23 protein-coding genes, 1 pseudogene and 2 riboswitches are annotated in these 26,803 nt (G+C 48.1%); of the genes and pseudogenes, 6 read left to right on the forward strand and 18 right to left on the reverse strand.

Going from position 1 to position 26,803, the window contains the following annotated elements:
- The first annotated feature begins 15 nt into the window (after positions 1-15).
- Complete coding sequence (locus MKY75_RS24290; protein ID WP_340886823.1) at positions 16-1,752, forward strand: ABC transporter substrate-binding protein; 1,737 nt, start codon at positions 16-18, stop codon at positions 1,750-1,752.
- Between the two features lie 211 nt (positions 1,753-1,963).
- Here MKY75_RS24290 and MKY75_RS24295 read toward each other — a convergent pair whose 3' ends face one another.
- Entirely contained in the window at positions 1,964-3,364 is a 1,401-nt protein-coding gene (locus MKY75_RS24295; protein WP_340886825.1) for a transcriptional regulator, read from the reverse strand.
- Between the two features lie 213 nt (positions 3,365-3,577).
- On the opposite strand from MKY75_RS24295, the gene MKY75_RS24300 reads away from it, so the two are divergent.
- Positions 3,578-3,823 carry a DUF6953 family protein gene (locus tag MKY75_RS24300; RefSeq protein ID WP_340886827.1) on the forward strand — a complete coding sequence of 82 codons (246 nt, stop codon included), beginning with the start codon at positions 3,578-3,580 and terminating at the stop codon, positions 3,821-3,823.
- Positions 3,824-3,864: 41 nt separating this feature from the next.
- Here the strand turns inward: MKY75_RS24300 and MKY75_RS24305 are convergent, their stop codons facing one another.
- Positions 3,865-4,824, reverse strand: a complete 960-nt coding sequence (locus tag MKY75_RS24305; RefSeq protein WP_340886829.1) for a helix-turn-helix transcriptional regulator — start codon at positions 4,822-4,824, stop codon at positions 3,865-3,867.
- Between the two features lie 112 nt (positions 4,825-4,936).
- Here MKY75_RS24305 and MKY75_RS24310 point away from each other — a divergent pair.
- A pseudogene (locus MKY75_RS24310) lies at positions 4,937-5,146 on the forward strand (Gfo/Idh/MocA family oxidoreductase); the annotation flags it as partial.
- Between the two features lie 84 nt (positions 5,147-5,230).
- Here the strand turns inward: MKY75_RS24310 and MKY75_RS24315 are convergent.
- The 16 genes from MKY75_RS24315 to MKY75_RS24390 form a co-directional block, all read right to left on the reverse strand.
- Complete coding sequence (locus MKY75_RS24315) at positions 5,231-6,247, reverse strand: asparaginase (RefSeq protein WP_340886830.1); 1,017 nt, start codon at positions 6,245-6,247, stop codon at positions 5,231-5,233.
- 234 nt (positions 6,248-6,481) lie between these two features.
- Complete coding sequence (locus MKY75_RS24320; RefSeq protein ID WP_340886833.1) at positions 6,482-7,249, reverse strand: amino acid ABC transporter ATP-binding protein; 768 nt, start codon at positions 7,247-7,249, stop codon at positions 6,482-6,484.
- Positions 7,250-7,253: 4 nt separating this feature from the next.
- A complete protein-coding gene (locus tag MKY75_RS24325) occupies positions 7,254-7,970 on the reverse strand; it encodes an amino acid ABC transporter permease (protein WP_013312615.1) in 717 nt (238 codons plus the stop codon).
- A gap of 30 nt (positions 7,971-8,000) precedes the next feature.
- Positions 8,001-8,810, reverse strand: a complete 810-nt coding sequence (locus MKY75_RS24330; RefSeq protein WP_165145665.1) for a transporter substrate-binding domain-containing protein — start codon at positions 8,808-8,810, stop codon at positions 8,001-8,003.
- Between the two features lie 142 nt (positions 8,811-8,952).
- A complete protein-coding gene (gene nikE, locus MKY75_RS24335) occupies positions 8,953-9,762 on the reverse strand; it encodes a nickel import ATP-binding protein NikE (protein WP_340886835.1) in 810 nt (269 codons plus the stop codon).
- A 38-nt stretch (positions 9,763-9,800) separates the two neighbouring features.
- Positions 9,801-10,625, reverse strand: a complete 825-nt coding sequence (locus tag MKY75_RS24340) for an ABC transporter ATP-binding protein (RefSeq protein ID WP_340886837.1) — start codon at positions 10,623-10,625, stop codon at positions 9,801-9,803.
- 20 nt (positions 10,626-10,645) lie between these two features.
- Entirely contained in the window at positions 10,646-11,476 is an 831-nt protein-coding gene (gene nikC, locus MKY75_RS24345) for a nickel ABC transporter permease subunit NikC (protein ID WP_080658671.1), read from the reverse strand.
- A complete protein-coding gene (gene nikB / locus MKY75_RS24350) occupies positions 11,476-12,420 on the reverse strand; it encodes a nickel ABC transporter permease subunit NikB (protein WP_069012269.1) in 945 nt (314 codons plus the stop codon). The genes nikC and nikB (MKY75_RS24350) overlap by 1 nt, the downstream gene beginning before the upstream one ends.
- 46 nt (positions 12,421-12,466) lie before the next feature.
- Positions 12,467-14,092 (reverse strand): nickel ABC transporter substrate-binding protein, encoded by a 1,626-nt coding sequence (gene nikA, locus MKY75_RS24355; RefSeq protein ID WP_069012270.1) that lies wholly within the window; start codon positions 14,090-14,092, stop codon positions 12,467-12,469.
- Between the two features lie 158 nt (positions 14,093-14,250).
- Entirely contained in the window at positions 14,251-15,027 is a 777-nt protein-coding gene (locus tag MKY75_RS24360) for an ABC transporter ATP-binding protein (protein WP_340886838.1), read from the reverse strand.
- Positions 15,024-15,941: an ATP-binding cassette domain-containing protein gene (locus MKY75_RS24365; RefSeq protein ID WP_340886840.1), complete on the reverse strand. Its 918-nt coding sequence runs from the start codon at positions 15,939-15,941 to the stop codon at positions 15,024-15,026. The genes MKY75_RS24360 and MKY75_RS24365 overlap by 4 nt, the downstream gene beginning before the upstream one ends.
- Positions 15,941-16,756 (reverse strand): ABC transporter permease, encoded by an 816-nt coding sequence (locus MKY75_RS24370; RefSeq protein ID WP_340886842.1) that lies wholly within the window; start codon positions 16,754-16,756, stop codon positions 15,941-15,943. Before MKY75_RS24370 ends, MKY75_RS24365 begins: the two co-directional genes overlap by 1 nt.
- Before the next feature lie 14 nt (positions 16,757-16,770).
- Positions 16,771-17,700, reverse strand: a complete 930-nt coding sequence (nikB, locus tag MKY75_RS24375; protein ID WP_165145644.1) for a nickel ABC transporter permease — start codon at positions 17,698-17,700, stop codon at positions 16,771-16,773.
- Positions 17,701-17,715: 15 nt separating this feature from the next.
- Positions 17,716-19,296, reverse strand: a complete 1,581-nt coding sequence (locus tag MKY75_RS24380) for an ABC transporter substrate-binding protein (protein WP_340886845.1) — start codon at positions 19,294-19,296, stop codon at positions 17,716-17,718.
- A gap of 217 nt (positions 19,297-19,513) precedes the next feature.
- Positions 19,514-19,711: riboswitch (cobalamin riboswitch) on the reverse strand.
- A 757-nt stretch (positions 19,712-20,468) separates the two neighbouring features.
- Positions 20,469-21,776, reverse strand: a complete 1,308-nt coding sequence (locus MKY75_RS24385) for a nucleobase:cation symporter-2 family protein (RefSeq protein WP_340886847.1) — start codon at positions 21,774-21,776, stop codon at positions 20,469-20,471.
- Positions 21,770-22,387, reverse strand: coding sequence for a xanthine phosphoribosyltransferase (locus MKY75_RS24390; protein ID WP_340886848.1), 618 nt, complete (start codon positions 22,385-22,387; stop codon positions 21,770-21,772). The genes MKY75_RS24385 and MKY75_RS24390 overlap by 7 nt, the downstream gene beginning before the upstream one ends.
- A gap of 181 nt (positions 22,388-22,568) precedes the next feature.
- Positions 22,569-22,672: riboswitch (purine riboswitch) on the reverse strand.
- A gap of 327 nt (positions 22,673-22,999) precedes the next feature.
- Here MKY75_RS24390 and rhaB point away from each other — a divergent pair.
- From rhaB to rhaD, 3 genes are read left to right on the forward strand one after another with little or no spacing between them, the layout of a single operon-like run.
- Positions 23,000-24,481, forward strand: a complete 1,482-nt coding sequence (rhaB, locus tag MKY75_RS24395; protein ID WP_340886851.1) for a rhamnulokinase — start codon at positions 23,000-23,002, stop codon at positions 24,479-24,481.
- Positions 24,482-24,493: 12 nt separating this feature from the next.
- Entirely contained in the window at positions 24,494-25,750 is a 1,257-nt protein-coding gene (gene rhaA, locus MKY75_RS24400; protein WP_318627754.1) for an L-rhamnose isomerase, read from the forward strand.
- A 52-nt stretch (positions 25,751-25,802) separates the two neighbouring features.
- Positions 25,803-26,648, forward strand: a complete 846-nt coding sequence (gene rhaD / locus MKY75_RS24405; protein ID WP_340886852.1) for a rhamnulose-1-phosphate aldolase — start codon at positions 25,803-25,805, stop codon at positions 26,646-26,648.
- The last annotated feature ends 155 nt before the right edge of the window (positions 26,649-26,803 follow it).

Consider the following 26,803-nt stretch of genomic DNA (forward strand, 5'->3'; position numbering starts at 1 on the left):
ACGGAGCAACCTTGAATGAAACTCCATGCCCAATTTTTACGGCTTCACTCACACGCCGCTGACGACAAGGACGAAAATCATACCATAGAGACGACGCTGGATGAGCTGGCGGCTATTTTTGACTGTACTCACCGCAACGCCTTGATGATCATTCAGAAAATGGAGCAGCATGACTGGATACAATGGACTCCCCGCCGAGGCAGAGGTCGCCGCTCCAGTCTGCGCTTCCTCATTCAGCCGGAAGACATTGCCGTCCAATCCATGATGCAAGCCATAGACCGCCATGATATCAAACGCGCGCTGGATGAAATCCGAGTTCATTCGCGCTCCTCCACCATGCAAGAGCATTTGCAAGGCTGGCTGCTAAATTATTTTGGGCATCACGCAGAGGTACGCAGTGATCAGCAGCAGATCGACACGCTGCGTCTGCCTATTCGCCAGCAACTTTATACGCTGGACCCGTTGTACTTGAACTGGCTCGCCGAGTCCTTCGTATCCAGCCACGTCTTTGATGGTCTGGCCCGCCGGGCGAACGAAAGCGGCGAGATTTTGCCGGGATTGGCGCACGCTTGGGAGGTGGACACCACTCGTACACAGTGGACCTTTTTCCTGCGTAAAGAAGTACTGTTTCATAACGGAAAAATACTGACCGCTGAAGACGTCGTCTATACCTTTGAGCGACTGAGTCGGGCGCCAGGAAGGAGACTTTACCATTTTATCGTCCGACAAATTCAGCACGTCCAGGCGTTAAGCCCCACGATGGTACGCTTCGTACTAAAGGAGCCGAACGAGCTATTTCTATCCTTCCTGTGTACCAGCCGGGCTGCGATTGTGCCGCGTGAGCTAAATCAGGTGGGTGAAGCCGCCTTTGGCATTCGCCCTGTCGGTACAGGGGCATTCAAAGTCACGGAAATGAACGAAAGCCTATGTACACTGGAGGCTTTCGCACCTTATTTTCAAGGCCGGGCTCATCTGGACCGAGTGGAAATTGTCCAACTCCCGTGGGCGACTAAGCTGGAATCGTCGGATACGGAAGACACCGCTTCTTCTTTTCACATTATCCATAATCCCGTATCGGCGGGAGATACGGATACCGCATGGAGCCAGATTCACTCGGCGGCTTCGGTACGCAAATTTATCACATGTAATACACACAAGGATGGACCGCTGCGCAACCCAGAAATACGTGCCCGCATTGTAGCATGTCTGGATCATCGTTCCCTTCCTCCAGCAGTGGATTCATCTAACGATTCTTATGAACCACTGGCGGCGCTGCAAATTGCTACCATTCCCGAGTATAAAGCGGACGCAGACCGGGTTGCGGCTCAGCTCGAATCCTATGGGTATACCTGTAACATCGTGGCCGCATCTATGAATGAATTTAAAAGCTCATCTATCCGTATGGAGTCAGACTTAATCATCTTTTCTCTCTTTCGTGACCGTGATGAGGAATTACGCCTGTTTGACTTGTATCTCAATGTATCTGGGCATGTCGAGCCTCATAGCCGTGTGGATATCGAAAGACTGCTGCGTGAAATTGCGCGGGAAGCCGACCATACCGTCAGGGCCCAGCAATTTGAGCATATCGAAACTCGGCTCATGGATGAGCACCAGCTGCATATTTTATATGAAAAGCCCGTTCAGACGGCCTATCTCCCTTCTGTGCGCGGTGTATCCTTTAACAGTCAGGGCTGGGTAGACCTGCGTCATGTCTGGTTTCCACCTGCTCAACTTCCAACTCCTCAATCTTGACGGCAAAAAGTGCTCCTTCAAATGCACTTCACATCAAAAAAAGGTATCCTCTTCTTCATAAGAGAATACCTTTTTGAATGCCGCTTTCTAGATCCTCTAAGCGGATGGTTCAAGGGATGAAAAAGCCCATCCCCCCAACCCATGACTGTGGACGTCGCTAGGATCTTCCATAGGGGGGGTAACGGGTGAAAAATTCAATAGGACAAAAACATTAAATGCGAGCAGAGAAAAAACGATCTTTTTTATCATGGATGTACTCTACCTCTCCAAGTAAGTTTTTATATTCCTCTTTGTCCTCAGAAGTGGCAGTATGCCGATACTTTTCAAATAGTCCTACACATTTAATGGTGACAGGATTACCATTCAGCACTACAGAATAGGAAAGACTCTCAAGCAAGAATTTCATGCCTTTGGTATAACGGTGTTTGTTGAGATCATAACAAGCCATCTCTGCCAAAAATCGTGCATAAAGATCTGCTGACATTTGCTCCGTATAGGTGCCTACCTTGACATGCTGATCTGCAAATGCCTCAATTTGTTTTTCAAAGTGCAACAGTACATGATCTACATTAAAGTCATAACGGTTGGCAGCTACCATAATTTTATGCAACCCCACCAGAATTTCGCCTTCGTTTTTTTCCAAATAATCCACATATTGTGGAATCACATCCAGGCTACCTGACATCAACTGATACAAATACCCGTTGGCCTCAGCCCAGTTGCTACAAAGGGCCTTCAAACGCCGAGCTTCTTCCGTATCCTCTTGCACCCAGCTCAAATCAGAGTATAGGGATACATACTCCAGCGCCTTCTGATAATCCCCGCGCTCATCCCACACCCCGGCACGCAGCACGTAAGAGTATACAATATACATAAACAAAGGACCCTTGGGTTCCTTGCCACGCTCTGATCTTCTGGTATTCCCGTATTTTTGCTCGTATTGTACCTTGGCTTTTTGAGCCATTTTTTCAGCAAACCATTCTACTTTATCCCAACGCCGCAAGGAGGCATAGGTATTAGCCAGGTCTCTTAAGGCATCCAGTTGGTCCGCTTCACCCAGTCGGTCCACAAAGCTTTCGAAATGTGTGGCTGCCCATAAATTTTCGTCCTGGTCATCGCCAACGGCAATCGTAAATAAACGGTATTGGCAGAGCGCCAGACGCTCTGAATGTTGGTACTTCTCACTTTCCGAAACATTTTTATAAATAATTGCCGCAGCCTCGAACTTACCTTCACTGAATAATTCTTCTGCTGTCTCAAACAAAGCTGGGGCGTATATGAGATAGTCCATCATAAACTCCACGACTTGCTTAATACAATCCAGTTTGTTCAGCTCTGCACAGCGATGCAAAAAGGGACGAACCCGTCGCCAATTCGGTGCCGTATTCCGTATAAATTCATCAATGTATAACTCATAGAGGCTCCCTTCTTCAAGCCCCATGCCTGCACCAATCCGATCCAACAGCAGCATCGCAATCGGACGATTACCGTTAATAATGGCACTGATCGTTCCTGCATTAATACCTGTGTTCTCCCCAAACTTACTAATCGTAATTCCTTCTCGTCTGATGTACTGCTCCAGCTCTGCGCGAATTGTGGTTGTTTCCTTCAAATCAGGCACCCCCAGGGATTACTTGCATGATTACAATACAAAAAAAGAAAATTCCCGTGAATATTCCCTTAATTATACAAAAGAAAGCCCGCTTAGCCAACCGCTCAAGTAAATTTATATCAAAAAATTCAATAATTCTCCGAATTGCCGTATACTACGGGGAGGTGAGCCGAACAGCTACACCTAATCGGTACGCAGGAAAGGATACAACAAATGGACAACACCCCTACAACAGCACAAGAAATTGCACAATGGATGGTCGCGCAGATCCGTGAAGTGGGCACCCTGAAACAAGAAGATGCAATTGCATATGTACGCTCTGAGTATGGAGAGCAGTATGTGTTTATAAGCGAGCATGGTCATGTATCTCTGGAAAAAGAAATCAAAAAAGCATTTCGCAAGCTTCATGGTGGCAGAATCGCCTGGGATCGTGACGGATTCCTCTGGGCCTGGACTTAACAAGCAAAAGCATCTGCCCTAGGCAGGTGTTTTTTTATGATTTATCCATATATCCTCTGGATTCGGTTAATTTCTTCCTTCACAAACTGTCGGAGTGGTACAGGCTCCACAACTTCAACCCTGCCAATCCAATCCATAGCATCGCGGCAGGCCGCTTCATAACTATACATGTTGACCGTTAGAATGAAATGAGTGTCTTCCTGTACAGACTGGATGATTTCCATCTTTTTCGCTATGATTTCCGCTTGCTTCTTATTCGTTCGGATCAGAACGGGATAGTATTCTTTCTCTGCACAAAGCTGCTTAAACGCGGTTTCTTGTCTCATCCAATGATGTTCCAGCGAAAAATCCACCGGAACCTCAAAGACTTCCGCAGACGGCTGAACCTCCTTGATTCGCTCACACTTAAAGGTCCGAACCTCCTGCCCAACTTCACAGAAGGCAATGAGGTACCAATCTCCTTTTTTCACCACAAGTCCGTAGGGATGCACATGACGGGAAGAACAGATTCCGTCAGCTTTTTCATATTGAATGTTTATTTTATGGGACCCCCACACCGCAGCTCTTACGGACTCAAGACAAGGAATGGCTATACGTTCCGTCCACCACGGCGTATCATCAAAATAAAACCGCGCTTTGGCTTTCTTAATATCGGACTGATACGGGTCTGGCATCGTCTGTTCCAGTTTGAGCAGAGCATTTTTTAACTTCAAACCCGATTCCGTGGGCCCGCCTGTATAAATGCCCATCCCTGTTAAATACAACTGAATGACATCCCCGCCATTCAACTGTTTCAGGTTCGCCGTATAACCCTCCATTAAATAAATTCCGCCCTTCGGGCCGGATGCGGTAACAATCGGAACGCCGGCTTCAGCCAGGAGGTCGATATCCCTGTAAATAGAGCGTACAGAGGTTTCCAGTGCCAACGCCAATTCCTTGGCCTTCATTCTCCCTCTAGATTCGATACATAATAAAATCGCGATTAAACGATGCAGTCTCACAATCATACCTCCACAATAGATGGTTAACCCGAATTGAAAAGATGATTCAAAGATTGTTGACACCCTGTTGGCAGTAATAGGTGTGTATCATAGAAGTAAAGGGGTGTAATGGATGATGAATATTGGAATATTGGGGACGGGATTCGGCGCGCATCATGCCTCACTGTTAAACAACCATCCCAAGGTAAACAGAATCATGGTATTTGGAAGGAACGAAACCAAGCTGCAAAAGTTGAAAGAGGAGCTAAACGTAGAAGTCACACAAAATATAGAGGATATTCTGCTGGATCCAGACGTGGATATCGTCGATCTATGCCTGCCCTGAGATTAAAAGCAGACTGGGGCAAGTCCAACGTTAACCCCGTATTTTTTCTTATGCCTGTTCTTATCTACGGAAGTCAGCTTCCTATAAGGAAGCTGTATCCGCAGGCAAAGAAACTTCGTCCGCGTAGTTCGTTGCCATAATCTTGGCTACCCCGGCCGGGTCGGTCGTCTGCCCCAACGCCCACATCATTTTCGTCACCAGCGCTTCCGTTGTCATGTCATACCCCGGAATAACGCCCTTCTCCAGTACCTTTTGCCCCACTTCGTAAATCGTCAAATCCCCGCCCTCATAGGGACATTGAGTAGTCACGACAATACTCATACCGTCCTTCATCAGTTCCTCGATTTTGCTGATCAGGCTTCTTTCTTTAAAAGGGACACCGCCCATACCAAAGCCCTCAATGACGATACCTTTATAGCCCAAGCCCTGAATGGCATCGAAAATCGCCGGATTCGTACCCGGAATCAGCCTGAGCAGAAATACCTCCGAAGCATACCCGTCGTTGTATGGGTGACGAACGGTGCCGCGATTTGCAAATACGCCCTCCGTATAGACCACCTTACCGTTCTCCACGAGGCCAATGTACGGATAGTTAATACTCTCAAAGGCGTTATAGCTACGTGTTCTGATTTTCGAGCTACGGCTACCGTTGATAATTTTGCCGTTAAACACGACAAAAACCCCGGCCACCTCGCCACATGCGGTCAGGAATGAGTCGATTACATTTTTTTTGGAATCGCTGTGCTCCGCCAAAATAGAAACCTGCGAACCTGTCACGACGACGGGTTTGTCTACGGTTCCCAGCATGAAGCTCAAGGCTGAAGCCGTATAAGCCATCGTATCCGTGCCGTGTGCAATGACAATACCGTCGTATTGATCGAGCGAACGATGTACCATACGGGCGATGGAAGCCCAATCCTCTGGTTGTGTATTGGTGCTATCAATGCTCATCAGATTATGGGCATCAATTTCGCAAATCTCCTTCAGCTCCGGGATTTCCGCCAAAATATTTTCAGCCGATTGGGTCGGTGTCAGGCCGTTTTCTTGATAGGAGGAAGAAATGGTCCCTCCAGTATTAATGAACAAAACCTTTTTCATATGCCAATGTTCCTTCCCGATTACATCTTCACTGTATTGTTCTTAGAATTTATCATGAATAAGTGTGATAAGCTACTTTGCAATGGAAAATAATTGGAGATATGAGGGGCCAAAAAAGCACGACAAACAAGCGCGGGCTTTCCTTCCTCCTGCGACTTGTCTAACGTGCTTTTTACATAGGTGCAATAAGTCTACAGCGCCGCTGCACATACCTATAAGCCATCCACGTACTTCTTATGGGGATACAGGCTGCTCCTGTGGCACTCTCTGTACCAACGCTTTGCCCAGAAACTGCCGTGTCCGTTCTTCCTTCGGATTGGTGAAAAACTGCTCCACGGGTCCCTGCTCCACGATCACGCCATGCTCCATCAGCACAACCCGATCCGCTACATCTCTCGCAAAACCAAGCTCATGCGTGACAATAATCATCGTATTGCCTTCACTCGCCACCTTTTGAATCACGGACAGCACTTCATCTACCAGTTCAGGATCAAGTGAAGATGTCGGTTCATCGAACAACAACACCTGCGGATTTAGTGCCAAAGCACGGGCAATCGCAACTCGCTGCTGCTGTCCACCCGAAAGCTGGGCAGGATAATAAGTCATACGATCCTTTAACCCGACCTTTTCCAGAATGCCTTCACTGATCTCCCTCGCCTGCTTACGATCCAGCTTTTTCACACTGGTCAGACCAATCATCACATTGTGGAGTGCATTCAAATTTTTAAACAACTGATATTGCTGAAATACCATGGCCGTTGCCATCCGTAGTCCGAGAATGTCCTTTTTTCCCGCCTTGGCCGCGTCTACCTTTACACCGTCAATTTCAATGACACCACTGGTCGGCTGTTCCAAAAAATTAATGCTGCGCAGCAGCGTGGACTTCCCCGATCCGCTTGGGCCCAGGATCACCACGACTTCTCCCTTGCCCACCGTCAGGTCTATGCCCTTCAACACGTGATGCTGTCCAAAATACTTATGAATTTGATGAAGTTGAATCATACCCTTACTCACTTCTTTCGTAAATTCGAATACGCTTCTCCAGCACGACAAGTCCGCGCTCAATAATAATGCACACCAACCAGTAAATCAGAGACACCGCAACATACACCTCAAAAAAAGCCAGCGCCCGCGCGCCCATAATTTTAGCCTGTCCCATCATATCGACGACACCAATCATAAAAATAAAAGACGTATCCTTCACTGTACTGATCAGCGTGTTTCCCAAATTGGGCAAAGCCACCGTCAACGCCTGCGGCAGTACAATTTTGAGCATAATCTGTGTTTGGCTCATACCAATGGAATTGGCAGCCTCAAATTGTCCCCGGTCGACGGAATGAATCGCCGCCCGGAACGTCTCCGACAAATATCCCCCGAGGTTCAATGAAAATGAGAGCAACGCAAACAGCTCGGGCGGAATGACATAGACATTGAATTGCTGTAAGAATCCATATTCGCTCTGGAAATAATACAGAAACTTGGGTATTCCGTAATATACGAGAAACAGCTGCACAATGAGCGGTGTTCCCCGAATGTACGAGACATACAACGTAGACAATGGCGCCAAGACAGGCACCTTGTATATCCGGATTAAAGCCGTAGCTAACCCGATGATCCCACCCAGCAGCATGGACACAAACGCAATCCATAAGGTCACGGGGAGATACTCGACGATCTGGGGAAGGCTTTTCAACATATAATCAAGATCAAACAGCTTTTCCATAGGAACCCCACTTTACCCTTTACATTGTTATTACTGAGGAATAAATTCTCCACCTGTCCACTGTTCAGACAATTTTTTCAGTGTTCCGTCCGTTTTCAGCTCTTTAATGATCGGGTCGATTTTAGCTTTCAGCTCTTCGCCCTGCTTATCCTTTTTAAACACCAGGTTGATGTTATCACTTTGCACCGGCTCGCCCACAGCTTCCACCTGCAAACCTTCCTTCTTGATCGTTGCCGCCGCCATAACCGGATCATTCACATAAGCGTCCACTCGGCCATTTTGCACGTCTTGAAGGTTATCGGACGAAGTGCCTGTATCATTGTATTTTAAAATAATTTTATTCCCGTTCTTCGCATTATACTGTTCCAGCAACTGTGTGTAGGAGTCGCCTACCGAGGCTGCTACCTTCTTGCCTTCCAAATCCTTGAGGGAATGAATATCCGTTCTCCCCTTTTTCACAATAATAACAGACTGAGCCGAGAAATAGGACTCATCCGAGAACAAATACTTCTTCTCACGTTCAGGATTTTTGGCAACTTCATCTGCGATCATCTGAACTTTATTCGAATCCAGGGCAAGGAATATCGCATCCCAACCCGAAGGTACAAATTCAATCTTATACCCGTCCAGCTTCTTGTCGATCTCCTTGACTACTTCCACATCGTATCCGGTCAGCTCATTTTTATCATTCGTAAAGGCAAACGGTGGGTAGTCATTTTGTGTGCCGACATAGATGACCTTATCCCCCGATGCCGCATCCTTCGAGGAACATCCACTCAAGGCACCCGTTAATAACACAAGAGATAGGCCAATCGCTGCTACCAAAGCAGATTTCTTCATATTATGACATCCCCTTTTTAATATCCAAGTAATTTACTATGATTTTATATTATAACGGGTTATTCAAATAATACAACAAGTAAATTTCATATTGATTATTTAGCTATATGTTGCACAAAAAAGGACCCTTGCGGGTCCACTGTTATCCATGAAGCGGAAAACGCTCTGCTGGATGTTCCGGCAAAATGGACGAGATCAACCGTCGTACAGCCGGATGAGCAGATTCAAAAATCTGATCCTTCTCATCACAGCGCTCGATCAATCTCCCCTGCTCCATCACAGCAATGCCATCGCAGACAGCATAAGCTGCCCGAATATCATGCGTGATGAACAGATATGACAATCCAAACGAAGATTTCAGTTCTCCCAGCAGGGATAAAATGTGCATCTGGTGAACCATATCCAGACTGCTGACGGACTCATCCAGCACGATCAGCTTTGGTTTGAGCGCAATCGCCCGTGCGATGTTGATCCGCTGCAATTGTCCGCCGCTGAATTGATGCGGATATTTAATCCGATCCTCTGGCTTGAGGCCAACCCGTTCCAGCAGGCTTTCGACCGTTCTTTTTTGTTCCTGCACCGATAACCGTTCGTAATTGTCCAAAGGCTCCCCAATAATCTGCCCAGCGGTCATTCGGGGGTTTACAGCAGAGTAGCAGTCCTGAAATACGACTTGCATATCCCGTCGCAGTCCCCTGCGGACCTGGGGACTCGCATTATAAATGTCCTGTCCCTGGAACAGAACCTGACCCTCCTGCGGCTTCTCCAGCCCTAGAATAACCTTGCCCAGCGTGCTTTTACCAGCTCCACTGGTTCCAAGTAAGCCCAGGCAAAATCCACTCTCTATAGTAAGCGAAACGTTAGCCAACACAGGGGGACGTGGTTCAGAGCGGCCCTGCCATTTGCGCCTTCCATAGCTATGGGTTACTTCCTTCACTTGTAGCATGCGCATTCGCTCCCCTTTTGAAAGTGTGACCGTCGAACAGGCGACTAACCACCTACCTGATTCATGCCCCGAAGGGACAACTTGGGTCTGACATGCAGCAGCATTTTCGTATATTCATCCTGCGGGTGATTGAACAACTGATGGACCTCAGCCTGCTCAACAATACGACCCTGCTGCATGACAGCCACTTCATCCGCCAATTGGGAAATGACGCCCAGATCATGCGAGATCAGCAAAATGGACGTATTGTATTCCGTACGCAAGCGATCCAGCTCTCTTAGCACCTGTAGCTGATTGACCACATCAAGCGCCGTCGTTGGTTCATCGGCAATAACCACTGCTGGCCGCAGGCACATGGAAATGGCGATCATGACCCGTTGCAGCATCCCTCCGCTCAACTGAAACGAATAACGCTTCATCAGCTTGGCTGGATCGGGCAAATTCATATTTTCCAGAGCCGTTATGGCAAGATCAAGGGCCTGTCGTTTAGTTAATCCGGTGTGCGTGCGGACCGTTTCCATAAACTGAGCTCCGATCGTATACACTGGCGTAAAGGCGCTCATCGGATTTTGCATAATAAACGCGATTTCCTTGCCCCGAATACGGCGCATCTCCTCAGCCGCCATTCCGTTAAGCTCACGCCCGTTCAGACGGACACTTCCTTCCACGTCCATCGTCTGGCGATCCAGTAATTGGAGCAACGCTTTACAAGTCACCGTTTTGCCGCTTCCACTCTCGCCGACAAGACCCAGAACTTGTCCCCTTCTCAGCTCAAAATGAGTTGGCTCCAGCAGAGACACCGTCCCTGCATCGGTTCTGAGCTTCACCTGTAAGTCGCTGACCTCCAGCACCTTCGCCCTGTCGTCCATCGTTGTAACTCACTCCTGTTTTACTGACGTTTGGCAATTCCGTATCGGTCGGACAGCGCCTCCCCCAATATATTGAAGGCCATCACCACCACCAGAATCATGACCCCCGGATAGATCATTAATTCCGGATGGCTGCGGATGTATCCCGTTCCCTCATGAATCATCGCTCCCCATTCGGGAGTCGGCGGTTGGATGCCCAAACCGAGGAACGACAACGCGGAAATATCCATGATCGCCCAGCCCATTTCCAGCGTACCAATGACCACAATCGGCCGCAGCACATTCGGAATAATATGCCGCCGGATAATGGCTCCTGAGGAGGACCCGCTGATCCTTGCGGCAGCTATAAAATTCCGTTCTTTCAGACTGACGACCATATTGCGGCACATTCTGGCATAATACACCCACTGCACCATCATTAATGCAAGCAGCACCTGCATGAGGCCCGGTCCAAAAATACCGACAATGCCCAGCACAAGCACCAAATTCGGAAACGCCATAATACCTTCGCAAAACCGCATCAGCACACTATCGACCCAGCCGCCCACATAACCCGCAAGCGACCCGACCACAACGCCGATGCTAAGCGAGGACAGGAAAATTAAGGTTGCAAAGCCTAGCGAAATCCGTGCGCCATACAGCAACCGGGATAAATTGCACCGACCCAAATGATCGGTTCCCAGCCAGTACTCTTTGGAAGGTCCCTCCAGCTTGTGCAGTAAACTGACTTTAACCGGATCATGGGGAGCCAGCCAAGGAGCTAGCGCCATAATAATAAAAAGAGCAGCCAGTACGACAGAGCAGACCACGATTACCTTTTGACCTTTGAACATTGTACGCAATCTTATCATCACTGCTCTGCTCGTCCCTTCGATGAAATTCGGGGGTCCATATACAAATGCACCAGATCAACGAGCAAATTGCATACGATGAACAGGCATGCCGCCAAAAACACATAGCATTGTATGACGGGAATATCCCGGTTAAAAATCGCCTCCACAAAATAACGGCCAAACCCGGGCCATGAAAACACCTGCTCCACAATAATCGTTCCGGTCAAAAGTTTGCCCAGGTTCATACCCATACTTGTAATCAGTGGAGCAATGGCAATTTTCAGTACATGCTTGAGCATGATCACCCGCTCACGGAGTCCTCTAGTTCTGGCATACTGCACATACGTTTCCTGCAGCTGCTCCAACACACTGGAACGCAGCAGGCGCGTATATAAAGCAATCAGAACCAGCGACAGGGTTAACGTGGGCAGCACCAGATGCTGCCACGTTCCTCGCCCCTCTACAGGGAGCCAATCCAATCGGACAGAGAAAAAGAAGATTAACAAATATCCCAGCCAGAACTGGGGAATAGACGCCCCAAAATATGAAATTCCTCGACTAAGCATGTCGATCCAGCCATTTTTACGCATCGCCGCTAGCACGCCCAACGGGATACTCACTAGAATAGATAGCACCATACTGCTCACAGCCAATTCAAAAGTGGCGGGCAGCCGAACTTTGACCTCATCCCATACCGGCTTGTTGGTCAGATACGAAGTACCAAAGTCCAATTGACTGATTCTTTGAAGTGTATGCATATACTGCGTCAGCAAAGGCTGATCCAGCCCGAACTCATGTCTTTTCTGCTCCAGAATCTCTGGAGTAGGATAAATATGAGCAGCCGTCAAATAGGCCTCGGCCGGATCAACTGGTGAAATATGAATCAGTGCAAAGGTAACGAGGGTGGCAAAGAGAACAATAGGAATGACCGCTACCATTCGCTTCCCGATATAGCTGATCATGAGTTGTCCTCCTATCCTGTAAACGAACGTTACCCTTCGGTTTTAACTACTTCCCGATTTCAAGCCCACCAAACGGATTTTCATCCCGGTTGGCCGGGAATACAAAGTTCGTAATCTTTTTCTGATACACTGCCGTTTTCTTAATATACGAAATAGGCACAATGGCAGATTGCTCCTGAAGCGTCTTCAGAATCGAAGCATACAGCTCTTGGCGCTTGGTTTCATCTGTCGATGAGAGCGCCTCGTGTACTTGCTGATCCAGATCTTTCTTCATCGGAAGGGCGCTCAGCGTCTCGGAAATTCCGAAGCTCTTCTTGGCAATGACGTTAATAAAGGAATGCGGATCATAAGGCGCACCATAGTTATACCAGAAGTACAGATCAAACTGGTTGGATCTAAGGCGCTTAATTTGAACCGTCAGCTCCAGTCCGGTCAGGTTCACTTTGACACCCAGTTCTCCCCATTCAGCCTGAATGGTTTCAGCCATCGCCTTTTGGATTGGATCGGTTTTATCAAAAATCAGCTCAAAATCCAGCTGTTGTCCGTCTTTTTCCCGTACTGTACCGCCTGCGGGCAGCTTCCAGCCAGCCTCATCCAGCAACGCTTTGGATTTTTCCACATCATAGCCAACAGGCTGTAGGTTTACATTCGTATACGGATAGTTTTTGGATAAAACCGTATCCGCTTTTTCCTCCAGCCCTGAAGTCACACCTTCCACCATTGCCTGCTTGTTAAAGCCATGCTGGAGCGCCAGACGTACCCGAAGGTCTGCCAGCTTGGGATTGGACGAGTTGAGCAACAGACTTCTTGTTCCGACAGGCTCGGACAGCGTGGTAACATACTGATTCGTGTCGCGAAGCTGTTTGAAGGCATCCAGACTAATGACACCCTCTCCATAAATCAGATCCAGGTCGCCTTTTTCAAAGGCCATCACACGGGTTTCGCCATCGGGAATGATTTTTACCGTAATTTTATCCACCTTCGGTGCAGTACCCCAATAGTTCGGATTACGCTTAAAGGTTGCATACTCATCTTGCTTGTATTCATCCAGCATCCAAGGTCCTGTACCTACAGGTTTCTTGATTCCTTTGGACGTATCTCCATCATCCGGGAACCCGGCTTCACCCAGAAAACGGAACGGGCGAACGACAGACAAATCCTGAAGCACTGGGTAGTATGGCTCTTTGAGCGTCATTCGGAAGGTGCTGTCATCTACGGCTTCAGTTTTGTCGAGAACGCCTACTATACCAAGCCAGCTGTGCGTCTTCTCATTTTTCATGATAGCGTCAAAGTTCTTTTTGACAATGGCCGCATTAAATAGCGTACCATCCGAAAATTTCACATCTTTGCGCAGCTTAAACGTATATGTCTTACCGTCCTTGGAAATAGTCCAGGATTCAGCCAAAGCAGGTTCCAGCTTGCCTCCTTGCTTGTAGCTGACTAACGGCTCATAAACCATGGATTGTGCAAAAAGTTGGGAAGGATTGTATACATGAGGATTCATCGTGCCAATGTCACGCGGCCACGATAGCGTGATCGACTTTTCATTGGCAGCTCCGTCAGTAGAGGTGGATGCAGGTGTGTTCTCCTGCTTTGCGCAGCCCAAAACAACGGATAATAAGAGGAGCGCCACCAACATAAGGGTAGCAGTCTTGCGGTGTCGAACGGACATCAATGTATTTCCCCTTTTCTATATATGTGATAATGATTATCATAATCATATTTAGAATAGGTATCACGCTCAATTTTGTCAACACTATTCGACAAGCAACCCTCTTATTTCTTTTAAATTTGTGAAATGAGGATTTTGAAAAATCCTAAACTTATGGCTTAATTCGCCAACGTTTGAAATAGAGTACGCGTGTACTCATGCTGTAGCAATTCTTCATCCCATTCCTTAAATATTTCCACAATCTCCCCCTGAACCATGACGGCAACGCGGTCACAAAACTGACGAGTAGATGGGAGATCGTGAGTGATAAATAGGTAGGACAACTGACGTTCCACCTGCATTCTCTTGAGCATGTCCAATACAGAAGACTGCGTTGTCGTATCCAGATTGGCGATCGATTCATCGAACAAGATAATATTTGGCTCCACCGCCAAAGCTCGGGCAATACATACCCGCTGCTTTTGTCCGCCACTCAGCTGAGCTGGGTATTTTTCCAGACTGTCAGCCTCTAATCCTACCGATTCCAATAGAGACAGACAAATATCCAGCGCCTGCGCTTTTCGCTCAGGGAAATAGTTGTGGATTGGCTCCATTAAAATATCTCGAATGGTCATACGGGGATGTAGCGAGGAGGACGAATCCTGTGCAACCAACTGGATTCGCTTGTACAGCTGAACATCCTTCATCTTTCCGGTGTGAATGGGCTGTTCATCCAGCCAAATCTCTCCTGAGGTCAACGACTCCAGCCCCAGAATACATTGTGCCAGCGTGCTTTTGCCACTTCCACTTTCTCCAACCAGTCCAAGACATTCTCCTTGTCGTAGCTCCAGACTCACCTTCTTCACGGCCTGTTCGCTATCTTGCGTGCTGAACCAACCTTTTCTCCGTTTGCGGACAGGGTATGCTTTTGTCACATTCTTCAATTCCAGCATCACTGGTGCATCCTTCCTTCCGGGCTCATCTCCAACACTCGATCTGCTATGCGACTCATACCCTGGCGATCATGTGAGATCAACAATATGGTGAGATCAAAGTCTTCTCTCAACTGTTGCAGCAATGCCAAGACCTTGTCGCGGTTGATCACATCCAGCGCCGTAGTCGGCTCGTCGGCAATAAAGAGGCTCGGACCGGAGCTTAGCATGGCAGCCAGCAGCACCCTTTGACACATGCCTCCGCTTAGTTCAAAAGGATACGACGACAAAATATGCTCAGGATCTTCAAACCCTACCTTGCAGAGCAGAGAGCGCAAATAGGCCTCCCGCACTGGATTAGCGCCTCCTCTGGCTATCTCCGAGACACGGCTCAGCATCTGCCGTATCCGTGGCAGCACGCCCAGTGGGTGGACTTGCTGCGGTGCATTGTGGGATAATGCAGCACCAGCGTGCTCCGGCTCCATCTGGTCATGCGGCATCCAACGCCGCCCGTGCAGTCTAAGCGTATCCATCAGCTGGGCGCGGACAGTCCGGATCGGGTTTAACCCGCTCAGCGATTGTTGAATGAGCAGGGCAATATCCTCTCGGCGCAGCCTTTGCCAGCGCCGTTCCTGGAACGGGAGAATGTCTTCCCCGTTATAGTAGATACGCCCATGCGTAACACCGATACCTGGCTCCAGCATGCCTGCGATTGCGTGAGCGGTCAGGCTCTTGCCGCATCCGCTCGGTCCAGTCAGGACCACAATCTCCCCTGAATATATGGAAAAGCTCACATCACGCAGCAGTGGTTTGCTCCCACTTCTGCTTGCTCCTACGCCTGTGCGGCAGATTTCCAAATGTTCCACGTGTAACAACGGTTTTCGACCTGCCACTTGTTCTATCGTATCCTTGCCCCCAAGGGCTGTTTGATCCTCCACTATTTGGCCGCCTCCTTTTCCGAAAAGCGGTCGCCCAAAAGCTGGCAGGCAAGTACGAATAGCATAATCGCCAAGCCTGGGAAAATCATGACATGCGGAGCCACCTGAAAATATGAGGTGGCATCATGCAGCATCACGCCCCACTCTGGCTTGGGCGGCTGTACCCCCAGTCCAAGAAAGGACAGCCCAGCGATCATCAGCACCACGCGTCCGATATCCCATACCGCATAAACCAACAATTGCGGCAACGCTTGTGGCAATACATAACGGCTCAGTATACGTACGTGTGAATTGCCGGATAAACGGGCATACCGAACGTAGTCCTCCTGACAAGCTTTTTGAACCAGACTACGGATATATCGGACATAGCCCGCCCACCGTACCGCAATAATCGCAAGGGTCATGTTAACAAAACCCGGACCCAAAATACCGACAATTGCCACTGTTAAAATAATATCAGGAAAAGCCAGTACCCCGTCGATTCCTCGCATAACCAGCTGGTCCACGCGTCCGCGCACATAACCAATAAGCAACCCTATAGGCAGACTGAAGCACAACGTAGCTACAGTAATCGCACATGCGATTAGCACGCTCATCCGAATCCCGTAAATTAGCCGTGATAGCACATCCCGGCCCAGATGATCCGTACCGAAAGGATATTTCCGGCTGGGTGGTGCCAGACGGTTCAAAAGGTCCACTTGGAGAGGATCATGAGGAGCGACCCATGGAGCCAATAACCCAAGCAGCACGATCAGACCAAACAGTACGCCTCCTGCCAGCAAGCTCCCTTGAAAGGAAAGCCGTATCTTTTTCATTTTCAGCTTCCTCCTTAACGCAAACGTAGCCTCGGATCTATCGCCGTCTGGACCACATCCACCAAACACTGAACTCCTACAATTAAAAATACGGCGAAAATAACATACCCCTGAATCACCGGATAATCTCGCTGTGTAATCGCATCTATAAAATACTTGCCCAACCCCGGCCATGAAAAAATGGTCTCTACAATCACATTACCTGCCAGCATAAATGATAGATTGGTACCTAGCAGTGTAATTATAGGCAGAACCGCATGCCTAAATATCTCAAAAAACAGGATATGCAAACGTGAAAAGCCTCGAGCCTTCGCTGCTTTCACAAAATTCCGGTCACCCAGCTCCAGCATTTGAGCGCGCAGTACGCGTGCTTGCACAGCTCCCAAACCTGCGCCAAGAGTCAGCGCTGGGAGCACTAGATGTGTCCAGTCCTCCCTTCCCATGGATGGGAGCCAGCCCAAGCGAACGGAGAATAGATAGATCAACAGAAAACCAAACCAAAAAGAGGGGATCGACGATCCCAGCAGGGCGAACAGCCTGCCCAGACGATCCAGTGGGCCGCTGATTTTTAGCGAGGCAGCTAGCCCCAGCCCCAGCGTAAGCACCGTCATGACGGCGAAGCCCGCAGCAGCTAGCTCCACAGTAGCAGGAAGTCTGTTCCACAGTTCGGCTAGCACCGACTCCTTGGATACATACGAAGTGCCCCAATGCCCTGTGAACACATCCCGCAGCCAGTTCACATATTGAATATGAAGCGGTTCGTTTAAGCCCAGTTCCTTTCGTAGCGTCGTCAACGCCTCCTCAGAGGCAGGGATATTATGCGCGGTGAGCAAAATGGTAGCAGGGTCTCCAGGGGCCAGCCGCATCAGTACAAAAGTCAGCGTGGACACCACGAATACAATGATAAGCAGCTGCGCCACACGTTCCAGTATAAAACGAATCATAGGATACGCAGCTCGTTATTCCGCAATATCGGATTGCGCTGTAATGTAGTAATACTCGATCGGATGCGGTGTAAACCCCCCCACCCCTTTTTTCACGCCAAACACATTATCAGGATGCACAATGAACGACTGTGGCAAATCCGTATTGATGATATCCAGCGCTTGTAGTGTCATGGCATTACGCTGCGCTGTATCCTTCGCCAGCTTCAAGCTGTTCAGAATACTCTCTAGCGGTTTGGAACTATAACGGCTTACATTGGCTTCGCTTTTCGAAGAATAAAACATGTCCATAAAATATTGCGGCTCTCCTGTATGAGCAGTAAGCATACTGTACATAGCAAAATCCCAATCGTTTTTGGTCAACGCCTCGTCGATATTTTCCACCTTGCGAATCTTGACCTGGATTCCCTCTTTCAGCAATTGGCTTTGGATGACCTCAGCCATAACAGAGAGCTCCGGACGCTGAGGGAAAGTCAGCAGCGTAACCTCGAACGGCTTGCCTTGCTTAGTCCATGTCCCTTGGGCGTCCTTCTGCCAGCCATCCTTCGTCAACAGTTGCTCTGCCGTTCCGTCCAGCGCTTTACGCTCAACTTTACCGAAGGGAAGAATGCTCGGGAACGGGCTGCTTGCCTCCGTACCGAAGTCCCTCATGACGGCGCTCACAATCGATGCGCGTGGAATCAGGCTGTCCACCACCTTACGGTTCGCCACATCCTTGAATACTGGCGATTCCATATTGTACACGATCATATGGGTGCGCAAGGACGGAGCTGACAGCACTTGCAGCTTGCCGTTCTTTTTCAGTACCTCTGCGTTATCAACCGGAATATCCGTCGCTACGTCCACCTCGCCGGATTGCAGCGCCATCAGGCGCGAATTCCCGTCCGTAATGAACTTCATCGTCGCTTCAGCCAGTCGTGCCTTCTCGCCCCAATATCCGTCATAACGCTCCACGACCAACGATTGGTCCTTGTTGAACGCTTTGATTTTAAAGGCGCCTGTCATCGCTGGGTAACTCTGTTCATCTTTCATCGATGCCACATCCAGTACAATCGTCGATGGATCAGCTAGATTAGACACCAACGCCGCATTCGGCTGGTTTGTCGTGATCTTCAAGGCCAGCGGGCCGCTTACATCAATGGACTTCACATTCAGTAAATCCTTCGCCAGATGGCTTTTCTCAATAGAGCGTAACAAAGACGCTTTTACACTTGCTGCACCCATACTTTTTCCATTATGAAAAGTGACTTTATCCTGCAAGCTGAACGTCCAAACTGTAGGGCTATCCTGCTTCCACTCCTTTGCCAGCCAAGCCACAGGCTCCAGCTTTTCATTCAAACGTACCAGTGTCTCACCTGCACCGGATCGCATCACATCCCAGCTATTATCTCCATGCGGGTCAACGCCTGACGGTTTCCATGTATACGCCATTACCAGCTTTTTATCTGTCGCTGTTTGTTGTGCTGACGCGTTTTCACCCTTGCCGGAGCTATCCGACGTCCTATTGCTGGCACATCCCGAAAGAGCCATAACTGCCAGCAGCAGCATCACCCCTGTACATATCAACCATGAACGCCTACTACGACTGCTTATCATTCGATGAATCCCCCTCTATCTTGTAAAATCGCATAAACCTAACGCAAAACGCGAAAAAAGCATTCCAGACCACTTAATTAGCAGTCAGAAATGCCTTCAATATAAAATGTCAGAACTCACCTCGAAGCCAACTCCAAAAACATAGAAGGGATCAGATCGGTTTCAGACATTCCGTATGCAGCACGCCTAACCACCTCCCCAGCATCCCGTGGGTCTGACAGTGATGTCAAAACAGGCAGGTCTCCTGACTCCAGGCGTATCTTTCAGGCCTTCCCGGTTCTTCACAATTCCAGTGGCTGTTCTGAAAGCTCCAGCAGTATCCTGCTGATGCCTGTATACAGTGGCGGGCCCGTGTCGGAATCAACCGAACTTCCCTTTTAAGTGAACATGCTCAACAACTATGTACATCGTCTCTACGAAACCCCATACATAGAGTTGTCCGGCTCACACCTGTTTTCTTCCTTTATTTCTTTTCATTACGATCTTATTTTGTTGTCACAGGCTTGTCAATAAAGGCTGCACAATAATTTAAATTTGAACGATAAGGTAGAAACAAGACATAACCTCCAATTGCGTGCACGCAATTGAAGTGTTAAAATTAGGTATAGAGTAAACCACCGTGTCCGTATACTAAAAAGAGTCTTCGCCGCGCCAACGGCAAAGACTCTTAGGACTTGAAAGGCTGTGGATCACCACCACGGCGCGCTGCATAACTAAATGTCAATGCAAACGAAACCCACCGTTAGGGGCCAACCTAATTACGCGGTGGGTTTTCGCTTGTTCCGAAATTTTCGACGTAGCCAGCGATAAAGTTTACGAATACTAAACGCCAGGCTTAGTAACGTAACCATCCAACGCAACACATCGTAGCACGACACAAGGTTGACCATCGGCTTCACCCCCTTTCGGGAAGCTGCACCGTGGTCCGAAAACATCCACCACTATTCAAAATCCATAAGGTAAATTATACCATGATATCGCCCGCTGCTCTAGCAAATTCTTCTAGTAAGTAAACTGGAAAACGCACCAAATTAGAGCTACCCATTTCATTCCGCAGTTTATCTATATATCCCCAGACAGCAAGGGGATCTACTATCTGGATAACCCCATGCCAAACAGCCGGAAAAGAGGCATACGTCCTCTCTCCGGCTATCTTTATTTATTTCTAATCATCAAACCTCCTGTGGAACCTCCTGAACCGTCACGCTTTTGACCGATTCCCCTTGTTTTCTCGTCAAAACGATGTTCAAGACAATCGCTGTAATCGAGCCCGAAACAATACCATTTTGCAACAACATTTTGGCAAAGCTCGGCAGCTGGTCGAACATTTGTGGCAGAACGGCAGAACCTAGGCCCACAGCAATACTGCATGCTGCGATCAGCAGATTGCTTTCCTTTCGCAGATCCACTTCTGACAAAATAGACATGCCTGATGCAGCGACCGAGCCAAACATGACGATCATCGCCCCGCCCAGCACAGCGTTAGGAATCACTGTCGTTAAAGCAGCCAGCTTAGGCAGCAAACCGAGAACAACCATGATACCGCCCGCAGCAAAAATAACGTTCCGCGATTTGACGCGTGTGAGCGAGATCAGACCCACATTTTGCGAGAAGGCTGTATAAGGAAACGCGTTAAAAATACCCCCAAGCATAATCGCAAGTCCTTCCGAACGGAGTCCATTGACGATCTGCTTTTGCTCTACCTTTTGATCAATCGCCTTGCCTACTGCCAGATAAACACCCGTAGACTCGACCATGCTGACAATATTGACGATAATCATCGTACAAACTGCCATAATGCTAAACTCTGGCTTACCAAAATAAAATGGCTGCGCAACACTCACCCATGACGCATCTGCCACGGGAGCAAAATGCACCATTCCCATCGCATAAGCAACCACCGTGCCTGCAAACAGACCGATGAGCACGGAAATCGAGCGCATAAAGCCCTTTGCCAACCGATTCACAAGCAGAATAACCAATAATGTAACCAGCGCCAGCAGCAAATTACGCGGCTGTCCAAAATCCGCGCTGCCCTGGCCACCTGCTACATTGTTCATCGCCACCGGAATAAGGGATAGACCGATAATCGTAACGACCGAACCTGTAACCACCGTTGGGAAAAAGCGTAGCAGCTTGCCATACAACGGTGCCGCTAACACCACGAATATACCGGACAAAATAATAGCACCATACGCTGTTGCTAAATTTGAGGTCGAAGCAATCGCGATGATAGGCCCTACTGCCGTAAACGTACAGCCTAAAATGACAGGCAGTCTACTACCGAAAAAACGTGTGCCCATAATCTGTAATAACGTAGCAATCCCACAAGTGAACAGATCAGCAGCCACCAGATAGGCCATCTGGGCTGGCGTCAGGTGCAATGCTCCCCCTACAATCAGAGGAACAGCAATCGCTCCAGCGTACATCGCCATGACATGCTGAAAGCCCAGTGCAAATAATTTTTGTTTACTTAACATCCCACATTCTCCTTAACGGGAGGAATCACCGTGCCAGCTTCCTCTATAAAATGAACCTCGCCCGGTGCCATGGAAGCGATACGCGCAAGAGAACGTACGGCAATGCCTCTTTGCTCCAATAGTCCACGGCCTTCCTGAAAGCTCTTTTCAATTACGCAACCAACCCCTGCCAGCTCCGCTCCTGCTTCCTTCACAATATCCGTAAGTCCGACCAATGCTGCGCCAGTAGCCAAAAAATCATCTACGATCAGCACCTGGTCGCTGGCATCGAGATATTTTTGAGAAATGCTCACCTGATAGGTTTCCTGCCGAGTGAACGAATGAACCTCTGCAAAGTATACCTGCTCATTCAGCGTGATTGCCTTCTTTTTCTTCGCATAAATGAACGGGACCCCCAAGGCAATAGCAGTAGCCATAGCAAATTGAATACCACTAGCTTCAATTGTAAGCACCTTGGTGATCGGAGCACTGCCGAAAAGGCGCGCGAACTCCTTACCAATCTCCAATGCTAATGCTGTATCTACCTGATGATTCAAAAATGAATCTACCTTTAATACGGTGTCTGATAAAATTTGTCCCTCTTGACGAATACGTTCTTCCAAAGCTTTCATTATGCGAGTATCGCTCCTTCTGTACTTTAAAATAGTGAGGATTTTACAAAATCCTGAACAGTAAAACCTGCCAAAACCAAAAAAGGACAGGCTCCCTTGAGTTGTTTCTCAAGTGAAGCCTGTCCTTGGGGTTGTAATCCCTGACGGATTAGCGCACAAATAAATGCCCGCATTCATCCAAAGCCGATGCGCTATCACTCATAGTCGGACGATTACAGTGGTCATCCGGTAGAAACTTTTGGGCCATATCCCCAATATTATACGAGTCATATGAAATTGATATCTTGTATACTACACCCTCTGGCGGGCGGTTTCAAGACTATTTTTCATACAAACAGCGGCATTTGAAGAACCTTCCACAATTTGAATATCGCAGCAACACACCGATTCCTGTTCGAGGTATATATATAGTAGAAAGCAAATGTTAAAAAACGCAAAACCATACAAAACAACATTTAATTTTATTTTTATTTTTAAATTCAAAAGAAAAACCAAAAATTATATTTCCGTTTATGTTGACTGCACAGACAAACGGAAGTAGTATGGAATTAGTTAAGAAACAAAAGGCAGACTTTGGGGCTGCCAGGACTTCACCATGCAAGGAGATTAGATATGAACAACTATCTTGCTGTTGATATTGGAGCTTCAAGCGGAAGACTCGTGAGTGCAACTCTACAAGGTGAACAAATTCACTTGCAAGAGCTTCACCGTTTCAACAACTCCTTTACTGAGAGGCACGGGCACAATTACTGGAACATAGACAATTTATTTGATGAGATCATTCAAGGACTGCAAAAGGCTAAGCAAAATGGAATTGAATCCTGTACGCTCGGCATTGATACATGGGCTGTAGATTACGTGTTACTTAATAAGGAAGGTCATCGCATCCATGAGGTGTACGCATACCGCGATGCACGCACTCTCCATACCCCCGATAAGCTGCACCAGCTCATCAGTCGAGAGGCTGTGTATGAGAAAACAGGCATTCAGGAACTAAACTTTAATACCCTGTATCAGCTGTTCGTCCATGATCGGGAACAGCTTGCCCAGGCGGATAAAATATTGATGGTCCCCGATTATCTGTACTATCGCCTGACAGGCATCATGATCAATGAAATCACGAATGCGTCCACGATGCAGCTTCTCAACGTGAACACCCGAGAGTTTGATGAAGACCTGCTGTCCCTGCTCCAACTGCGACGCAATCAGTTTTCAGAGCTTGCCGAGCCTGGGCGGGTTCTGGGTTCTCTTTTGCCGGAGCTTGTTCAAAAATACGATCTTCCGGACTGTCAGATCATTCTTGCGCCTACTCACGATACTGCATCGGCCGTTGCAGGTGTTCCGTCACAGCGGGAAGAATCTTGGGCTTATATTAGCAGCGGCACGTGGTCACTACTGGGAATGGAACGATCCGAAGCCTTGAATACGAAGGCAGCCATGCAGGCGAACTACACCAATGAGTGGGGCGCTTACGGTACGTACCGTTTTCTGAAAAATATTATGGGATTGTGGATGATTCAGGAGGTCAGAAGAGAAGGGGGCTGTGCACATAGCTTTGCCGAATTGGCCCAACTGGCCTCAGCAGAGGCACCGTTTGTCAGTCTCGTCCTCTGTAACCATTCATCCTTCTTAAACCCGGATAGTATGACCCTTGAAATCCAGCGATTCTGTGAAGAAACAGGCCAGCCCAGCCCCACGACGCCGGGTTCACTCGCCCGCTGTATTTTTGATAGTCTGGCCTTAAGCTACCGCGATGCCTTACACGAACTGCAATGTTTAACAGACGAAATAATTACCAGATTGCACATTGTCGGCGGAGGCGCTAACAACGAATTACTATGTCAGCTAACAGCCGATCTCTTGGGAATTGAGGTTCAGGCAGGTCCTTCCGAATCTACGGCCATCGGTAATATTGTCGTGCAATTAATTAGCTCTGGTGTTCTTGAGGATCTCAAAGCTGCTGGCCGAACCATCGCCCGCTCCTTTCCGACTCGGCTATATGAGCCGCAATCGGTGGAAGGCATGCAAGAACTTCTGGATCGCTGGGAGCACCTTAAGAGACAAGCGATGTCCACTATTCACATATCTCAATAAAGGAGTAAAGCCATGAACGAAGCCATTGAAGCCAGTTATAACGAAGCGAAAAAGCTGTATGCCCGCCATGGTATTCAAGTAGACGACATCTTACGGAAGCTTTCACAAATCAAAATATCACTGCACTGCTGGCAAGGAGATGATGTTCAGGGATTTCTATTCAAAGACAAACAGCTGAGTGGGGGCATTGCGGTAACGGGCAGCTACCCGGGCAGAGCCGGCACGCCGCATGAGTTGCGTCAGGATTTAGAAAAGGCTCTATCGCTCATCCCCGGTAAACACAAGGTTAATCTGCATGCGATCTATGCGGACACCACAGAACAAGTGGATCTGGATCAACTGGAGCCACGCCATTTTCAGAACTGGGTAGACTGGGCTAAACAGCAAGGGCTTGGGCTTGATTTTAATCCAACCCTGTTCTCCCATCCCAAAGCGGAAGACGGCTTCACACTGAGCCATAAGGATTCGGAAATCCGTGATTTTTGGATCACCCACTGCAAAAAATCACGCAGGATTGCAGAGCATTTTGGCAAAGAACTCGGTCAGCCTTGTGTTACAAACCACTGGATGCCGGATGGCTATAAAGATACTCCGGTTGATCGGTTGGCTCCAAGAGAACGTCTGCGTGATGCGCTGGACGAGATTTTTAGCGAGAAAATCAGCGAAGAATACAACATCGATGCGGTTGAAAGCAAGCTGTTTGGCATTGGCTCGGAAAGCTATGTCGTGGGCTCGCATGAATTCTATATGGGTTACGCCCTGACACGGGGTAAATCTATCTGTCTCGATGCTGGTCATTTCCATCCAACCGAAGTCATTTCGAACAAACTGTCCTCTGTGCTGATGTTCACCGATCAATTATTGCTCCATGTCAGCAGACCAGTTCGCTGGGACAGTGATCATGTCGTGACAATGGACGACGAATTGCTAGACATTGCCCGTGAGCTGGTTCGTGGTGAATTGCTTTCCCGCACCCATATCGGTCTTGATTTCTTTGATGGCAGTATCAACCATGTGGCAGCATGGGTCATCGGAACACGCAACACGATCAAAGCGCTGCTTCGCGCTATGCTCGAACCGATTGAAGCATTAAAGCAGGCGGAAGAGGAACGGGACTTCACCACTCGTCTTGCTCTAGTCGAAGAGTTCAAATCGTATCCGTTTGGTGCCATATGGGATTACTATTGCGCTCAAAACGGCGTTCCTGTTCGTGAGGAATGGCTGGCCGAAGTAAAAGACTATGAACAACAGGTACTGCTGAAACGTTAACTACTGTACTGATAATGCTTATATTCATATCATCCAAAGGGAGAGATTATCCATGACTACTGTACTGGGGAATCAAAAAGAACGAAAATCGGGACTGGATATCCCATTTGTCCGCGAGATGGCGGAAATTACACAAAACATGTGGAAATTCGGCTGGGATGAACGCAATGGAGGTAATGTAAGCTATATTCTGGATGAAACTGAGGTTGCAAAATATATAGATATTCATCAGGTCATTCGGACGATTAAACCTGCTTTCCCGGTGAATGAACTGGCTGGTAAATATTTTATCGTCACCGGATCGGGAAAATATTTCAAAAACGTAATTGCAGATCCAGAAGCTAACTTAGGAGTCCTTCGTGTTTCCCAGGATGGCGAGCAATTGGAAGTCTTGTGGGGTCTCAAACATGGCGCAGTGCCTACCAGTGAGTTACCTTCCCATTTTATGAGCCACATTGAGCGCTTGAAGGTCGATCCTAACCATCGTGTTGTGATTCATAATCATGCCACCCATGTTATTGCCATGACCTTCATTCATAGTCTGGACGAAAACCAATTCACCAAAACGCTGTGGGAAATGTGTACCGAATGTATTGTCGTCTTTCCAGACGGTATCGGTGTAATCCCTTGGATGGTACCGGGTTCCAGCGAAATCGGCCGCGAAACGGCTAAAAAAATGAAGGATCATCACGCTGTATTATGGCCTCATCATGGCATTTTCGGAACGGGCAGCTCCATTGATGAAGCGTTTGGTCTCATTGAGACGATTGAAAAAGCAGCACAAATCTATATGCTCATTGCTCACCATGATATCCAGCAACGGATTACAGATCAGGAATTAGCCGATTTAGCCAAAGCCTTCAACGTTACTCCAAAAGAGGGAATCCTGAACGTATAAATATAGGCTAATCTTCATCTCATAATACAGAACTTAAAAGGCTCCTTGGATTGTCTCAAACCGACCATGGAGTCTTTGGCATACCTCGTTTTAATTATATAACCCTTAATTCCAATGAATTAACTTGTAATTGCGCTTTCCTTTATATACAATAA

Source organism: Paenibacillus sp. FSL L8-0663, from assembly GCF_038008125.1.
GTDB lineage: Bacteria > Bacillota > Bacilli > Paenibacillales > Paenibacillaceae > Paenibacillus > Paenibacillus polymyxa_D.

Excerpts from the sequence above, each read along its gene's own strand:
- MKY75_RS24290 (WP_340886823.1), top strand. The coding sequence starts at position 16 with ATGAAACTCCATGCCCAATTTTTACGGCTTCACTCACACGCCGCTGAC.
- MKY75_RS24300 (WP_340886827.1), top strand. The coding sequence starts at position 3,578 with ATGGACAACACCCCTACAACAGCACAAGAAATTGCACAATGGATGGTC.
- MKY75_RS24315 (WP_340886830.1), bottom strand. The coding sequence starts at position 6,247 with ATGAAAAAGGTTTTGTTCATTAATACTGGAGGGACCATTTCTTCCTCC.
- MKY75_RS24320 (WP_340886833.1), bottom strand. The coding sequence starts at position 7,249 with ATGATTCAACTTCATCAAATTCATAAGTATTTTGGACAGCATCACGTG.
- MKY75_RS24325 (WP_013312615.1), bottom strand. The coding sequence starts at position 7,970 with ATGGAAAAGCTGTTTGATCTTGATTATATGTTGAAAAGCCTTCCCCAG.
- MKY75_RS24330 (WP_165145665.1), bottom strand. The coding sequence starts at position 8,810 with ATGAAGAAATCTGCTTTGGTAGCAGCGATTGGCCTATCTCTTGTGTTA.
- nikE (WP_340886835.1), bottom strand. The coding sequence starts at position 9,762 with ATGCGCATGCTACAAGTGAAGGAAGTAACCCATAGCTATGGAAGGCGC.
- MKY75_RS24340 (WP_340886837.1), bottom strand. The coding sequence starts at position 10,625 with ATGGACGACAGGGCGAAGGTGCTGGAGGTCAGCGACTTACAGGTGAAG.
- nikC (WP_080658671.1), bottom strand. The coding sequence starts at position 11,476 with ATGATAAGATTGCGTACAATGTTCAAAGGTCAAAAGGTAATCGTGGTC.
- nikB (WP_069012269.1), bottom strand. The coding sequence starts at position 12,420 with ATGATCAGCTATATCGGGAAGCGAATGGTAGCGGTCATTCCTATTGTT.
- nikA (WP_069012270.1), bottom strand. The coding sequence starts at position 14,092 with ATGTCCGTTCGACACCGCAAGACTGCTACCCTTATGTTGGTGGCGCTC.
- MKY75_RS24370 (WP_340886842.1), bottom strand. The coding sequence starts at position 16,756 with ATGAAAAAGATACGGCTTTCCTTTCAAGGGAGCTTGCTGGCAGGAGGC.
- nikB (WP_165145644.1), bottom strand. The coding sequence starts at position 17,700 with ATGATTCGTTTTATACTGGAACGTGTGGCGCAGCTGCTTATCATTGTA.
- MKY75_RS24380 (WP_340886845.1), bottom strand. The coding sequence starts at position 19,296 with ATGATAAGCAGTCGTAGTAGGCGTTCATGGTTGATATGTACAGGGGTG.
- MKY75_RS24385 (WP_340886847.1), bottom strand. The coding sequence starts at position 21,776 with ATGTTAAGTAAACAAAAATTATTTGCACTGGGCTTTCAGCATGTCATG.
- MKY75_RS24390 (WP_340886848.1), bottom strand. The coding sequence starts at position 22,387 with ATGAAAGCTTTGGAAGAACGTATTCGTCAAGAGGGACAAATTTTATCA.
- rhaB (WP_340886851.1), top strand. The coding sequence starts at position 23,000 with ATGAACAACTATCTTGCTGTTGATATTGGAGCTTCAAGCGGAAGACTC.
- rhaA (WP_318627754.1), top strand. The coding sequence starts at position 24,494 with ATGAACGAAGCCATTGAAGCCAGTTATAACGAAGCGAAAAAGCTGTAT.
- rhaD (WP_340886852.1), top strand. The coding sequence starts at position 25,803 with ATGACTACTGTACTGGGGAATCAAAAAGAACGAAAATCGGGACTGGAT.